Source organism: uncultured Roseibium sp., from assembly GCF_947494555.1.
In the GTDB taxonomy this organism is placed as follows: Bacteria; Pseudomonadota; Alphaproteobacteria; order Rhizobiales; family Stappiaceae; genus Roseibium.
The window spans coordinates 1,685,517-1,699,311 of the sequence record NZ_CANLVF010000001.1 but is presented as its reverse complement, the minus strand read 5'-3'; the positions used below and the strand labels follow the sequence as shown (position 1 = coordinate 1,699,311).

Below are 13,795 nucleotides of genomic sequence, written 5' to 3'. Positions count from 1 at the left end.
ATCTGAAACTATCGATACCCCGCAAGGGACCTATCTGGGAAGCCCGATAAATGCATGGCTAAACGGCGCAGGTGCACACATGTTTCAGGAGTGTGCAACGGCGGGATGATCTGGTGCACTTGTTTGGTGAGAGTTCATCTTGCTGACAATCCCACAAAAACTCAAAAAACCGTTCGCAGTAAAAGGGGAAAGCCGCAGGCCGTGACGACGCGCTCGAAGGTTTCTGAAAAAGATCCAACAGAAATAAGGCTTTGCAGCTCCCCTTGCGGTGTATGACCCGGCCAGCACATGGCAAAGATTGGCTCCGGTATTCCCGTTCTGACTTTAGTTATCATCGCAGTAAGCCTCGGAAATTTGATACCGAGGCTGAGCAAGGGCGCGACATTGCCCGCATTTCATTTGCAGAGTGAAATACTGCAAGGATTACTGTGACCGAAGCCACACAACCAGACAAACAAAGATATTTGAAAATATTGATGATTTTTGCTAATATCGTTTTAAGTTTAGACGATATGATAGATACCAGTTTATTAAACTCGATTAAATAAATATCAATAACTAGCGCAGGGTAATAATATGATTAGATCTCTCTTGGCAGCACTAATTCTTTCCGTATTCGCACCTGTCACCGCTTTGGGCGCGACGGTTATCAGCGATACTGAATTCGTAAACATCAATTGGTCTGCCACGGAAATTGCGGACAACACACCCAATGACAGCTTTGTCTTCTCGGGCACACAAGTCGCAAACGGGGGCAATCCTGGCGCATTTCGTACAATTGTGAGCCAAGTCAGCACAGCAGTGGCTTCGAATGTCGCTGCAGCACATATCTACGAAGCCGCGACCTACGATCCGTCTGGTCAGGGCGCGATAGGGTCGCTCAATTTCAGTTTTGATCTGAATGCAGTAAGCGGTCCCGCCGGAGCAATGGGTGCCGGGGCTGTTGTTCGACAGGACGGAAATTTTTTCACCTTTGGACTGGGCCAGGTTCTCAACGGCTCAGGCTGGGTTGGACTAACAACCGGGCCTCTGAGTTCGCTACAGTTCAACCCGATCAGTGGCGGCACGCTCGATTTCTCAGGGAACGGCGGCGTCATGTCATTCGGCTTTTTTGCCAGTAACGGCACCTTCGGTACGCCTTCGACAAACACTGCGGGATTCGATAACTTCCGAGTCGAGATTGCGAAAGTTTCTGTCGTCCCCCTGCCTGCAGGGCTGCCACTCCTCCTGACGACTTTGGTCGGTTTGGGCGTCGTAGCGCGAAGGAAGCATCGCTACTGATCTTTCAAATCCGACAGCCGATGGCTGGAACAAGATGCTCCTCGTAAGGGTCGCGCTAATCGTTATTTATTGCCAAATGCGGTTCGGGACACTGTTTTACTTTGGCGGTTGCACAGATGCCGCAAAGCGTGTGGCAGCCCTTACAGATTGACACGCGGTCATGGGATACCGGCAACGTAGAGAACGTGCATCAAATGTTGCAAGTCAGCCAATAGTGAAACTGGCCATGTCTCTAAGAGTTATTTGCCCAGAAAACTTCAGATATCCGATCAGGGCCCTCTTTGGGAAGGCCCGGCACGGCAGATTGATAACAATGAGCTGATAAGAGGAGCAGAAATCAAAAAAGCCACTCGAAAGTGGCCCTTTGAAACAAATCTAAACCATCGAATGGTGCGGTCGAGAAGACTCGAACTTCCACGGGTTTTACCCCACAGCGACCTCAACGCTGCGCGTCTACCAATTCCGCCACGACCGCATATTCGATTGTTTTCGGCGCTGTTCAGCGTCGAGGCGCCCCATGTAGCAAAAGGGCTTTGGGGGCGCAAGGGCCGAAAATACAATAATTCACAAGGACACTGTTTTTCTTTTCCGTAGCTTCAGAGCGGCCCGTCGGTGCGCATCGGGCGGACTTCAGGCGGACGCATCAGTATTTCCGTTATCGAGATCCCGATACGTTCACCCAGCAGAACCACCTGCCCGCGCGCGACCAGCGTATTGTTCGCGTAGATCTTGACGTCATCGTCTTCGGCCACATCCAGATCGATCACCGCGCCCCGGCCCATGCGAAGAAGCTGATGAACCGGCATTTCGCTCTCGCCAAGCACAACGGAAATATCGACTTTGATTTCGTCAAAGGTGGTCATCGGACGTCAGGATCCTTAAATAGGGCGATACCCGCCAGCGCCTCACCATATCACGGCCCGGCCAGCCAGCTCAAAAAACAAAGAAGTGTCATCCACATGTCACCTGTCGAAAGAGACACGATTTCCTTCAGTTTTCTGCCGATTTCCGGGACTGAGCCTGTTGAGTGGCGTATTTCTGACGATCTCGTCGACTATGAGACAGCGCTCCTTGAAATGGATGAACGGGTCAAGAGAATCATTTCAGGCGAGGCAAGCGAGCTTGTCTGGCTGCTCGAGCACCCGCCTCTTTACACCGCCGGCACCAGCTCAAGCGACAGCGATCTCGTCGCGCCGGACCGCTTCCCCGTCTACCGGGCCGGCCGCGGCGGACAGCACACCTATCACGGGCCGGGTCAGCGCGTTGCATATGTCATGCTGGACCTGAAGCGGCGTCAGCAGGACGTCAGGGCCTTTGTCTCCGCGCTCGAAGCCTGGCTCATCAATACGCTCTGGCATTATCACATCCGCGGCGAACGCCGCGAGGACCGCGTTGGCGTCTGGGTCCGGCGTCCTGATCGCGGCCATGATATTGAAGACAAGATCGCCGCAATCGGTATCCGGTTGCGCAAATGGGTCTCGTTTCACGGGGTCAGCTTCAACGTGGAACCGGACCTGGAGCACTTCTCCGGCATTGTGCCCTGCGGTGTGACGGAGCATGGTGTCACCAGTCTGGTCGATCTCGGCATTCCCGTGACCATGGCCGAGAACGACAGTGTGCTGCGCGCCGAGTTTGAGAAAATTTTCGGGCCGGTTACGCATACGCAAGACTGACAAGTTTCAGGATTGCGCGCAGCAAGCCTCCAAAAAAGAGTTCAGTTTTGCCATCCCGCCAGGGCGCCAGCCGAGCCGCCGGAGTTTTGCGGTATCCATGACACCCGGCAGCGAGACTGATTTGGCCGGAAGGCTACCGTCCATTCCTCTGGCGACGCTGAACATCTGTAAGAGTTCGGCCCGGTCAAGAACAAGATCAGAGACGTTGAAGGTTTCAAACCTGCGCGCTGTTTCAAGGTGCTTCAGAACCAGCGACAGCGCGGACGCCAGATCCTCGCCGTGCACTTCCGTCGCGCAACGAGGCGCAATTTCCGCGCTGGACACAAAGCTTTCAAAGAGATCAGTCCACTTGTGCCGCGTCATCCCTGGCGGCATGCCGTAGACGCCGGTTGCTCTCAACGCGGCCCCAGAAAAGCCGGTGTCACAGAGCGCTTCAAGGTGCTTTTCTCCGGCAAGCTTCACCTTGCCATAGTGCGTATCCGGCGCCGGTGGGTCGGTTTCCAAAAGGGCTTCACCCTGCCGCTGATCGCCATAGACCGCGCGGCTGGAAAGAAAGACGGCCGACCGGCAGCCGGATCTCTTTGCGGCCTGAAAAAGGGAAGCTGTTCCCTCCACGTTCAAGCGCCAGAATCGCTCCGGATCTTGCCCCTCGCCGCCGCGAAACTTTCCGGGCTCATGGTGAAGTGCACAATGGATGAGCGCATCGGCCACCGGCAGCTGGGGTTCGCTGTCGGTAAGATCAAAAGGCGCAAATCGAGCCGGCCGATTCTCAATCGGCTTGCGGCCAAGGGACGTGACGCGGTGGCCGTCAAGCAGCATCCGCTCCGTCAAAAACCGCCCGACCGTGCCGCCCGCTCCCGTGATCAGAACTTGCATCAGGACGCCTTTTGATCCGCCCATTCCGATGGCCCAGGCAACAAGGTCGTGTCCGCCGGGATCCCCTCACCGGTCGCAAAGGCCTGCCAGAGATCGATCAGGGGCTTGAGACGGTCGGTTTTGTCGTGGCCCGCCTGCCAGGGTTTCTCGTATTGATAATGCAGAATGTGGATCTGCTGCCAGCTCCAAAGGTCCGGCAGATTGAACCAGACATATTGAAGCATGTTGTAAAAAACCGGCAAACCATGCCAGCCGGGAAAATAGTGCTCCAGAAAGGTCTGGTCCGTGCGGCACCAGAAGCTGTCCGGCCGGTCGAGTACTTCCAGCATCTTGCCGTAGGTTGCCTTGTTTGGCCGCGCCGTGAAGACCCCGCTGTTCAACCGGTGGAAGTCTCTGAGGCTCTCATAGACATTCGGAGCTGCACAGAATTCTGGGAATTCGAACAGCTTGTCGCAGTTTTGAAGCACCAGGGCGTCCGCATCGATGAAGACGACGCGCTCATACTCTTCAAGCTGCCAGAGCCTCAGCTTTGCTAAATTGTCGAGCGGCGTATGGAAGGACGGTTTTCCGCCCTTGGTGAACGGCGCCGCCTTGTGGAGCCTGCCCCTTTCGTGCCTCTCATTGAACGCTTGCGATGTCGGCAGGCGCTCACAATGGCCCAGACGCGGCGAAAATGGCGAAAGGGCTGCAAGATCGTCGTCGTAGACACCGGGTGTGCACAATACCACAAGGTCGGCTTCGGTCTCCGTCCGCCGCAGGGACCGCAACAGAGCCGTCGCGCCGAGCACGTAGTCCCTGTTGGTGACCAGGGTCACGTAGGCAGTGCGCGACCCTGGGGCGTGGTCAAAGCTGGGACCGTCAGTCATCGCGGACCTCAGGAGACCGATTTCAGTCTGGGATGCTCCGGATCGTGTTCGATTTCCGTTGCGATCTCTCTGGTCCAGGCCGAAACGGCAGGCACCCGGCTTCGGTCCACCCGATAGGCAAAGGCCTTCGCGACGTCGACGACTTCAGACAACAGCCCGTCCTCCAGCTTGATCGGGTCGAGACCCAGCTCCAGAAACTGCTTGTTTTCAACGACGAGGTCGTTTTCCGGCGCTTCCTTGCGCGGATTGGGAAGATAGGCCACGCGCGCGCCGGTCAGCCCCGAGATCATTTCCGCGAGATCCCTCACCCGGTGGGTTTCCGTCATCTGGTTGAAGACCTTCACACGATCCCCGTTCTGCGGAGGGTTCTTCAGGGCAAGCTCGATACAGCGCACTGAATCCTGGATGTGGATGAAGGCACGTGTCTGTCCGCCTGTTCCATGCACGGTCAACGGGTACCCAATGGCCGCCTGGATCAGAAACCGGTTCAACACGGTTCCATAGTCGCCGTCATAGTCGAACCGGTTGATCAGCTGCTTGTGACGCCGGGTCTGATCCGTATGCGTGCCCCAGACAATTCCCTGGTGCAGGTCCGTGATCCTGAGGCCGTCATTCTTGGCATAGAACTGAAACAGAAGCTGATCGAGACACTTCGTCATGTGATAGATCGAGCCCGGGTTTGCCGGGTAGAGAATTTCCTGCCGCGCCGCGCCGCCTGAAAGCGTTTCAACATCAACGTTCAGATAGCCTTCGGGAATGGCTGCACCGACATTCGAATAGCCATAAACGCCCATCGTACCGAGGTGAATGAGGTGCGCATCGAGCTCCAGCTCTACCATGGCGTTCAGGAGATGATGGGTCGCGTTGACGTTGTTGTTGACCGTGTAGTTCTTGTGCTGGTCGGACTTCATCGAATACGGCGCAGCCCGCTGTTCGGCGAAGTGAATGATCGCGTCCGGGCGGTTGTCCGACAGCCAGCTTTTGAAAACCTCGTAGGTCTCTGCGATATCGATCAGATGAAACTGGATCGTGTTGCCCGTCTCCTGCTTCCAGATGCGCGTGCGTTCCTGAATGGAGTCCATCGGCGTCAGCGACTGAACACCAAGTTCCGCATCTATCCAGCGCCGGCTCAGATTGTCGATAACATGAACTTCGTGCCCAAGAGCGGACAGATGCAACGACGTGGGCCACCCGACAAAACCATCTCCACCGAGTATCGCAATTTTCACGTGATTTCTCCCTGGCTGCGCAGTTCGGAACAAGATTCCGATTGATACATACGAGAAATCAGATGATTGCGATATTTACGTGACAGATCAATATTGAACTTCAGGATTGATATATATTTTCGGCCAAAGGCCAACTCGCTACGCAGTTTCCCTGACCTCAAAACGGCCGCTCGGCGTTTCGACTGGATCAAGGTCATTGACCGCGTTCACCCGGGCAAATCTCGGCCCCTTCGTGACTGCTTGGAGCATATCGGCGACCTGGTTCGGCGCCCCTGAAAAAACCGCTTCGACAGCGCCGGACTTGCGATTGCGAACCCATCCGGCAAGGCCTCTGCGGAGTGCCTCCTCCGCGCACCAGCCCCGAAACCCGACCCCTTGGACGCGGCCTTCGATGAGTACGTGAACGGTCAAGGCATCCGCCTCCATGACATTCCTTCAATCCAACTCGAGGGCGAGACCCGGCACCACCACCACAATCTGTTCATGCGGTGAATAAGTGGAGCACATGCTTCGCTACTTAGACTGAAGTAACGATAATATATCCTGCGGTTTTTCGGCAACGAGGATCGGGCCTTCAGCTTCCAGCTCTTCCCGGCTGCCATATCCCCATAACACACCGATGGCCGCCACGCCGTTTGCGTTCGCGCCGATGAGGTCGTGCTTCCTGTCACCGATCATCACCGTTTCCGAAGCCTTGAGACCTTCTTCTTCCAGGATATGAGCAATGAGCTCGGTTTTTGCCGAGCGTTCACCACTCAGTTCAGACCCGTAAACCTTGCCGAAGTGCGGCGTCAGTTCGAAATGCTCAACGATTTTGCCGGCATAAGCATGAGGCTTCGACGTGCACACATGCAAATCAAGCCCCGCGTCGCGAAGCGACAGCAACGCTTGCGGGATGCCGTCTATCAGTGTGTTCTCGAACAGGCCCTGAACGGTATAGCGCTCCCGGTAGTGCGCCACGGCGCGATCGAGTTCGGGCCTGTGAGACGTGTTTAAGAGCACTTCGAAACTGTCCCAGAGCGGCGGCCCGATGCACCAGTGGAGTTCCTTGGCGTCCGGAACCGGTGCGTCCATTTTGTCGAGCGCATGCTGAATGGAGCGGGTGATGCCTTCGAACGGATCCGTGAGCGTTCCGTCAAGGTCGAACAAAATGGTCGAATAGGTCATAGGGTCCAGGGAATCATTAAAGTGGCCCGAAAGGCATCTTCCGGGCCGCTTCATTAGATTTGGAACGAACGCCAAGTCAATCGGGGATCAGGAAAACTCCATGATGACGGCGTCGACGGCGAGACTGTCTCCCGGCGCTGCTTTGATTGCAGTGACAACACAATCCCGCTCCGCCCGAAGCACATTTTCCATCTTCATGGCTTCCACCACTGCAAGCTGTTCGCCTGCCTTGACTTCCTGTCCTTCGCCAACCGCAATGGAAACCACGAGCCCGGGCATCGGACACAAGAGCATCTTGGACGTATCCGGCGGCACTTTTTCCGGCATGAGCTGGTCGAGCTCGGCAATGCGCGGCGTCATGACGCTTGCGATGACGGAGTAGCCCTGCCAATCGAGGCGGTAGCCGCCCGTTGTCGGCCGGATCTGAACCGTTGCGTCCACGTTGCCGACCTTGCCCGACCACAGCACATCGCCCGGGTTCCAGTCCGATTCCACGTTCAATATCGGTCCGTCACCAATGGCTATGTCGAGTTCAACCGGAGTACCGGGATAACCCGCCGCTATGCGGATCGGCACGTATGTCTTGTCCAGTTTGACGACCCAGTTCTCCCGCATCGCGCCCGAATGCGGCCTCAGCCTCCCCGGCAGATGATCGAGGCGTTCGCGTTGCAGCGCCCCCATCGACAAGGCAACCGCGGCGAGCACGGAATAGGCATTGTCATCGGGCACCGCCGGCGAGAAACCTTCAGGATATTCGTCCTGAATGAAACTTGTCGCCAGTGCGCCCGACCGCCAGCGCGGATGGTTCATCAAAGCCGTGAGAAACGGCACGTTGTGCTGGATGCCGTCGACGTAAAACGCATCGAGCGCAGTGCTCATGGCGTCGATCGCTTGGTCCCGCGTTGGGGCGTGCGTGATTAATTTGGCGATCATCGGGTCGTAGAACATCGAAATCTCGGACCCTTCCACGACCCCGGTGTCGTTGCGGACTGTCACTTCATCGCCGGTAATTTCCTCTGGCGGCTGATAACGGACAAGACGGCCGATTGACGGCAGGAAATTGCGATAAGGATCTTCTGCATAAATCCGGCTTTCGACCGACCAGCCGTTCAGCTTGACATCGTCTTGTCCAATCGAAAGCTCTTCGCCAGCTGCTACGCGGATCATCTGTTCGACAAGATCGACGCCGGTGATCAGTTCTGTCACCGGATGCTCCACCTGCAGGCGCGTATTCATCTCCAGGAAAAAGAAGCTCTTGTCCTGTCCGGCAACAAACTCAACGGTCCCGGCGCTGTCATAGTCAACGGCCTTTGCCAGTGCGACTGCCTGTTCGCCCATCTTGCGCCGTGTTTCCTCGTCGAGAAGCGGCGAAGGCGCTTCTTCGATGACCTTCTGGTTCCGGCGCTGGATCGAGCATTCACGTTCACCCAGGTAGATCGCGTTTCCGTGTTTGTCGCCAAGCACCTGGATCTCGATATGGCGCGGGTTTTCAATGAATTTTTCGACGAATACCCGATCGTCGCCAAAGGATGAGGCAGCTTCGGATTTTGAGCGGTCATAGCCGTCCCTCACCTCCTCGGCATTCCAGGCAATGCGCATGCCCTTTCCGCCGCCGCCGGCCGACGCCTTGATCATGACCGGATAACCGATGTCTCCGGCAATCTCCACGGCCTGGTCCGGTGTCTCTATGACACCGAGATAACCGGGCACGGTGCTGACATTGGCATCATTGGCGAATTTCTTCGATTCGATCTTGTCGCCCATCGCCTCGATCGCCCGAGAGTTTGGCCCGATCCAGACAATGCCCTCTTTCTTCAGGGCCTCGGGAAAACTGGCACGCTCCGACAAAAATCCGTAACCGGGGTGCACCGCTTCCGCGCCGGTCTGTTTACAGGCGTCGATGATTTTCTCTGCAATCAGGTAACTCTCGGCGGCAGCGGCAGGTCCGATATGCACGGCCTCGTCGGCCATTTCCACATGGAGCGCATCCCGATCCGCGTCTGAATAGACCGCTACGGTTTTGATCCCCATGCGGCGCGCGGTTTTCATCACCCTGCACGCAATCTCGCCCCTGTTGGCAACAAGAATTTTTGAGAACATCTAATTCCACCCGGCTGGCTTGTTTCCCCGTTTGTAGGCCGCAGTCCGTGACCGTGCAACTTAGCCAAAGGGCGAGAGGTGTTTTGGCGGTGTTGCGGACCGGTCTCCCGCATCGTGTTCAGGGTTAAAGCATTATCCTCGAAACAAAGCGCAACCATTACGCTAAATTAACGCGTCTCCCTGATAATTTGACGGATATCCGGGAGTTGACATGAAACACCTTTTCGCCGTTGCCGTCTTGTTGTGCTCGTTTTGTGGCACAGCCCTTGGTGAAACCATCGGCAAATGGAACAGCGGTCAAGCAGACGGTTTTACGCGTTATTGGACGACCAACAATGTCGGCTCGAATTTCGTCATCTGGTGTCATCCCAAACGGTCTGTGAACGGCACCATGTTGCATGTCGAGATCCAGGGCAAATTGCCGCCCGCCGGAAGCCGGATAAAGCTCATCCTGGATGCGGATATTCTGGAGTTGCCCGTCAATGAGCATGGGCTTGTCGGCAGCGGTTGCGCGACATGCTCCGACAGTTTCGGCTATGTTTGGCACAAGCTGCGTTCAGCTAATACCATGGCGGTCAAGTACCACGACAACAGCTATGCAGGGTTTTCCCTCAAAGGTGCGGCAAATGTCATACCGGGCGCTGTTTGCCCAACGGATTGGCAGAAACAGAAAGCCCGCTCCTGAGATCTGATCAAGTTCCGGCAGTGCCAAGAGGCGCATGAAGAAAAGTCCCTCCGGCTTTTCCACCGGCTAACGCTGGTGCACCAGTCCTTTAAATGGCATTTTATGTGGTGACGATCACACTGCACACGCAATCCTTGACGCACACTCGAAGGTGTGAAGCGCCCTGCCAGGGCGCATTCAGGTTTATCTCAAGGTCAATTTGAAACCGGTTCAAGGATTGACTTGTTTTTTGTTGCAGTCAGATACCGACGGAGGCAGATATGAAAAATTGCCGGCTCGCATTTGCCGCATTGACGCTTACAGGCGTCTTGGTGACAACCGCTGCGGAGGCCAGACCGGACCTGCGACAGATGTCCTGCAGTCAGGCGCAGAACATGGTCAGGCAGCATGGCGCGGTCGTTTTCACGACGGGTCAGTACACCTATTCGATGTTCGTTTCCAACCGTAGCTATTGTGATTGGAATCAGGAGCTATTCGTTCAGTACGGGCCGACTCGTGACAACCGCAAGTGCCCAGTAGCCTACGAGTGCAAGGAACCGCTGTTTCCGCGTGGCGGATTCAATCGCTGGAACTGATGCAATCGGGCCGGTTTGGCCAGCCCGCACTCGCAAAATGCATCTGCGTCATTGCCTCAAAGCGGAATATTGTCGTGCTTTTTCCACGGCAATTCTGCCTGCTTCGACCGCAACAGCGCCAACGCCTTGGACACGCGCCGCCGAGTAGAATGCGGGCGGATTACGTCATCGATATAGCCGCGCTCCGCAGCGACAAAGGGATTCGCAAAACGATCCTCGTAGTCCTTTGTCCGCTTGGCGATTTTGTCTGGATCGCTCAACTCGGAGCGATAGAGAATTTCGACAGCTCCTTTTGCCCCCATCACTGCGATTTCAGCGCTCGGCCAAGCATAATTGATATCACCGCGAATGTGTTTTGAGCTCATCACATCGTAGGCGCCACCATAGGCTTTCCGTGTGATCACAGTGATTTTGGGAACGGTCGCTTCAGCATAGGCAAACAAGAGTTTCGCACCGTGCTTGATGAGCCCGCCATACTCCTGCGACGTTCCGGGAAGGAAGCCGGGAACATCAACGAAAGTAACGATCGGAATGCTGAAGCAATCGCAGAAGCGGACGAACCGTGCCGCCTTTCGGCTCGCATCGGAATCAAGGACGCCGGCAAGCACCATGGGCTGATTTGCTATAATACCGACGGAACGGCCCTCGATGCGGCCGAAACCGGTGATGATATTGCCTGCGAAGTTCTTTTGAATTTCAAAGAAGTCGCCCTCGTCGACGGTCTTCAGAACCAGCTCTCTCATGTCGTAGGGCTTGTTCGGATTGTCGGGAACAAGCGTATCGAGGCTCGTGTCGATCCTGTCCGGGTCGTCGTAGTTGGTCAACTCTGGCAGTTCCGCCCGATTGTTCATCGGCAGGAAGTCGATCAGCCGTCGCATTTCCAGCAGGGCCTCGACATCATTGTCAAACGCTCCGTCGGCAATCGAAGACTTTGTGGTGTGGATCGAAGCGCCGCCCAATTCTTCAGCAGTTACAGTTTCGTTCGTAACCGTTTTGACGACGTCGGGACCCGTCACGAACATGTAGGACGTGTCGCGCACCATGAAGATGAAATCGGTCATCGCGGGTGAGTAGACGTCGCCCCCGGCGCAAGGCCCCATTATGAGCGAAATCTGAGGAATGACGCCGGAAGCCAGTACGTTTCTCTGAAAGACTTCGCCATAGCCGCCGAGCGCTGCAACGCCTTCCTGAATGCGCGCACCGCCGGCATCGAACAGACCGATGACCGGCGCGCGGTTCTGCAGCGCCATGTCCTGCAATTTCGTGATTTTTTCTGCGTGCGCTTCAGAAAGCGATCCGCCAAAAACCGTAAAATCCTTTGAAAACACATACACCGTACGCCCATTGACCGTGCCCCAGCCGGTCACGACGCCATCGCCGGGAATGTGTTGCTGTTCCATTCCGAAATCGGTGCAGCGGTGCTGTTTGAACATATCGAACTCTTCGAAAGAGCCCTCGTCGAGCAGGATTTCGATACGTTCACGCGCAGTCAGCTTGCCCTTGGCATGCTGCGAATCGATCCGACGTTGGCCACCACCGAGCCGTGCCGTTTCCCGGCGCTGTTCCAATTCGGCCAGAACTTCTTTCATCGGATCCTCCAATTACGCAGTTCATGAGGCCGTAACACGTTCCGGGATCAAGGCAAAGTCAGCACATGGGCTTAAGCGCCACAACAAAGGTGCGCTTTTTTCAATGCCAATTGGCCGTAACCGGCGCAAAAGCGCCTGGCTGAATGTTCCAACCACGACATACGCCACGAAGTGCCGGCCCTGGTCTGAGCAACACGATGCGCACACAACCGGGTTATCGGGTCTGCTCAAATACTAGGCAAGCAAGCCGCGATATTGTTCTTTGACACACTTCAGAATTTTGTCATGATTGCCCAACAAGTAAAATAGCCGAAGGGGAGGCAATGGCGGACGATCGGACTTTCTTCAACGAAATGCTCGACGATGCTGGCGGCGCGAGATCGCCCTACTCGAGGCTCGCAGCCTGGCTCGAAGACAAACCCGCTAATTTCCTGACAAAAAAGAGCCGAGATGCTGAAACGATCTTCCGCCGGCTCGGGATCACCTTCGCTGTGTATGGGGCGGAGGAAGCGACGGAACGGTTGATTCCGTTCGACCCCATTCCCCGCATTATCTCAGCTTCTGAATGGCGCAGGCTTTCAGCCGGCATCGACCAGAGAGTGCGCGCGCTGAATGCGTTCATGCACGATATTTATCATCGCCAGGAAATTCTCCGCGCAGGCATTGTTCCCGCCGACCTTGTTCTTCAGAACGAGGCTTTCCTTCCCGAAATGGCGGGATTTACCCCTGCGCGCAAGGTTTATGCCCATATCATCGGGACCGATCTGGTCCGGGTCTCAGAAAACGAGTTCTACGTTCTGGAAGACAATACCCGCACGCCAAGCGGCGTTTCCTACATGATGGAAAACCGTGAAACCATGATGCGGTTGTTTCCCGAACTCTTTCAGACGCATGCCGTCGCGCCCGTCGAACAATACCCCGAACTCCTGCGCAGAACGCTCGAAAGCGTCGCCCCGGATCCGGCAAAATCCGCCCAGACAATCGTTGTACTGACACCCGGGATCTACAATTCCGCCTATTTCGAACACGCGTTCCTGGCGGATTCAATGGGCGTGGAGCTGGTCGAAGGACGGGACCTGTTCGTTGATGCGGGCAAGGTGTTCATGCGCACAACGCGCCAACCGGAACAGGTGGATGTCATCTACCGGCGCATCGATGATGCATTCCTGGACCCCCTCACCTTCAATCCTGACAGCATGCTCGGCGTTCCGGGGCTCTTCGATGCCTACAGGGCCGGCAACGTCACGATCTGCAACGCGCCTGGAACCGGAATTGCCGACGACAAGGCAATCTACGCCTATGTCCCTGACATCATTGAGTTCTACACGGGTCAAAAACCTATCTTGAACAATGTTCCCACCTGGAATTGCTCGCGCCCAGACGACCTCGCCTATGTGCTCGACAATTTGGCGGACATCGTGGTCAAGGAAGTACACGGATCCGGCGGATACGGCATGCTGATCGGCCCGACGGCTTCCAAGCGCGAGATTGCGGAATTCCGGAAGGTGCTTGAGACGACACCTTCCAACTATATCGCTCAACCGACGCTTGCTCTGTCAGCTTGCCCGACGCATGTCGCGTCCGGTGTTGCGCCCAGGCATGTCGACCTGCGGCCCTTCGTCCTGATTGGCGACCAGGTTAGAATCACTCCCGGCGGTCTGACCCGCGTTGCGCTTAAAAAAGGATCCCTGGTCGTCAATTCGAGCCAGGGCGGTGGCACCAAGGATACCTGGGTACTTGAGGACTGACATTTA

Annotated in this window: 13 protein-coding genes and 1 tRNA gene; 5 read left to right on the top strand and 9 right to left on the bottom strand. The window is 56.0% G+C overall.

Annotated elements, in window-relative coordinates; all coding sequences use genetic code 11:
- The first annotated feature begins 576 nt into the window (after nt 1-576).
- Nucleotides 577-1,281, top strand: coding sequence for a VPLPA-CTERM sorting domain-containing protein (locus tag Q0915_RS07850; protein ID WP_299481692.1), 705 nt, complete (start codon nt 577-579; stop codon nt 1,279-1,281).
- A 388-nt stretch (nt 1,282-1,669) separates the two neighbouring features.
- On the opposite strand, the gene Q0915_RS07845 is transcribed toward Q0915_RS07850, so the two are convergent.
- Nucleotides 1,670-1,756 (bottom strand) — tRNA-Leu (locus tag Q0915_RS07845).
- Between the two features lie 121 nt (nt 1,757-1,877).
- Nucleotides 1,878-2,144, bottom strand: a complete 267-nt coding sequence (locus Q0915_RS07840) for a FliM/FliN family flagellar motor switch protein (protein ID WP_299481689.1) — start codon at nt 2,142-2,144, stop codon at nt 1,878-1,880.
- 96 nt (nt 2,145-2,240) lie between these two features.
- Here Q0915_RS07840 and lipB point away from each other — a divergent pair, with 96 nt between their 5' ends.
- Nucleotides 2,241-2,954 (top strand): lipoyl(octanoyl) transferase LipB, encoded by a 714-nt coding sequence (gene lipB / locus Q0915_RS07835; RefSeq protein WP_299481686.1) that lies wholly within the window; start codon nt 2,241-2,243, stop codon nt 2,952-2,954.
- A 6-nt stretch (nt 2,955-2,960) separates the two neighbouring features.
- On the opposite strand, the gene Q0915_RS07830 is transcribed toward lipB, so the two are convergent.
- From Q0915_RS07830 to Q0915_RS07805, 6 genes are all read right to left on the bottom strand, one after another.
- The gene (locus Q0915_RS07830; protein WP_299481684.1) at nt 2,961-3,854 is read right to left on the bottom strand and encodes an NAD(P)-dependent oxidoreductase; all 894 of its coding nucleotides are present in this window, start codon (nt 3,852-3,854) and stop codon (nt 2,961-2,963) included.
- Nucleotides 3,830-4,696 carry a glycosyltransferase gene (locus tag Q0915_RS07825; protein ID WP_299481681.1) on the bottom strand — a complete coding sequence of 289 codons (867 nt, stop codon included), beginning with the start codon at nt 4,694-4,696 and terminating at the stop codon, nt 3,830-3,832. Before Q0915_RS07825 ends, Q0915_RS07830 begins: the two co-directional genes overlap by 25 nt.
- 8 nt (nt 4,697-4,704) lie before the next feature.
- Nucleotides 4,705-5,925: an NAD-dependent epimerase/dehydratase family protein gene (locus tag Q0915_RS07820; protein WP_299481678.1), complete on the bottom strand. Its 1,221-nt coding sequence runs from the start codon at nt 5,923-5,925 to the stop codon at nt 4,705-4,707.
- A 138-nt stretch (nt 5,926-6,063) separates the two neighbouring features.
- Entirely contained in the window at nt 6,064-6,336 is a 273-nt protein-coding gene (locus Q0915_RS07815; RefSeq protein ID WP_366525256.1) for an acylphosphatase, read from the bottom strand.
- A 102-nt stretch (nt 6,337-6,438) separates the two neighbouring features.
- The gene (locus Q0915_RS07810) at nt 6,439-7,092 is read right to left on the bottom strand and encodes an HAD family hydrolase (RefSeq protein ID WP_299481672.1); all 654 of its coding nucleotides are present in this window, start codon (nt 7,090-7,092) and stop codon (nt 6,439-6,441) included.
- An 87-nt stretch (nt 7,093-7,179) separates the two neighbouring features.
- The gene (locus Q0915_RS07805) at nt 7,180-9,192 is read right to left on the bottom strand and encodes an acetyl/propionyl/methylcrotonyl-CoA carboxylase subunit alpha (RefSeq protein ID WP_299481669.1); all 2,013 of its coding nucleotides are present in this window, start codon (nt 9,190-9,192) and stop codon (nt 7,180-7,182) included.
- A 211-nt stretch (nt 9,193-9,403) separates the two neighbouring features.
- Between Q0915_RS07805 and Q0915_RS07800 the strand changes: the two genes are divergently transcribed.
- Both Q0915_RS07800 and Q0915_RS07795 read left to right on the top strand, forming a co-directional pair.
- On the top strand, nt 9,404-9,877 hold the full coding sequence (locus Q0915_RS07800; protein WP_299481667.1) for a hypothetical protein: 474 nt from the start codon (nt 9,404-9,406) through the stop codon (nt 9,875-9,877).
- A 260-nt stretch (nt 9,878-10,137) separates the two neighbouring features.
- Nucleotides 10,138-10,452 carry a hypothetical protein gene (locus tag Q0915_RS07795; RefSeq protein ID WP_299481665.1) on the top strand — a complete coding sequence of 105 codons (315 nt, stop codon included), beginning with the start codon at nt 10,138-10,140 and terminating at the stop codon, nt 10,450-10,452.
- Between the two features lie 56 nt (nt 10,453-10,508).
- On the opposite strand, the gene Q0915_RS07790 is transcribed toward Q0915_RS07795, so the two are convergent.
- Complete coding sequence (locus Q0915_RS07790; RefSeq protein WP_299481662.1) at nt 10,509-12,041, bottom strand: acyl-CoA carboxylase subunit beta; 1,533 nt, start codon at nt 12,039-12,041, stop codon at nt 10,509-10,511.
- A 323-nt stretch (nt 12,042-12,364) separates the two neighbouring features.
- Here Q0915_RS07790 and Q0915_RS07785 point away from each other — a divergent pair, with 323 nt between their 5' ends.
- The gene (locus Q0915_RS07785) at nt 12,365-13,789 is read left to right on the top strand and encodes a circularly permuted type 2 ATP-grasp protein (RefSeq protein WP_299481659.1); all 1,425 of its coding nucleotides are present in this window, start codon (nt 12,365-12,367) and stop codon (nt 13,787-13,789) included.
- The last annotated feature ends 6 nt before the right edge of the window (nt 13,790-13,795 follow it).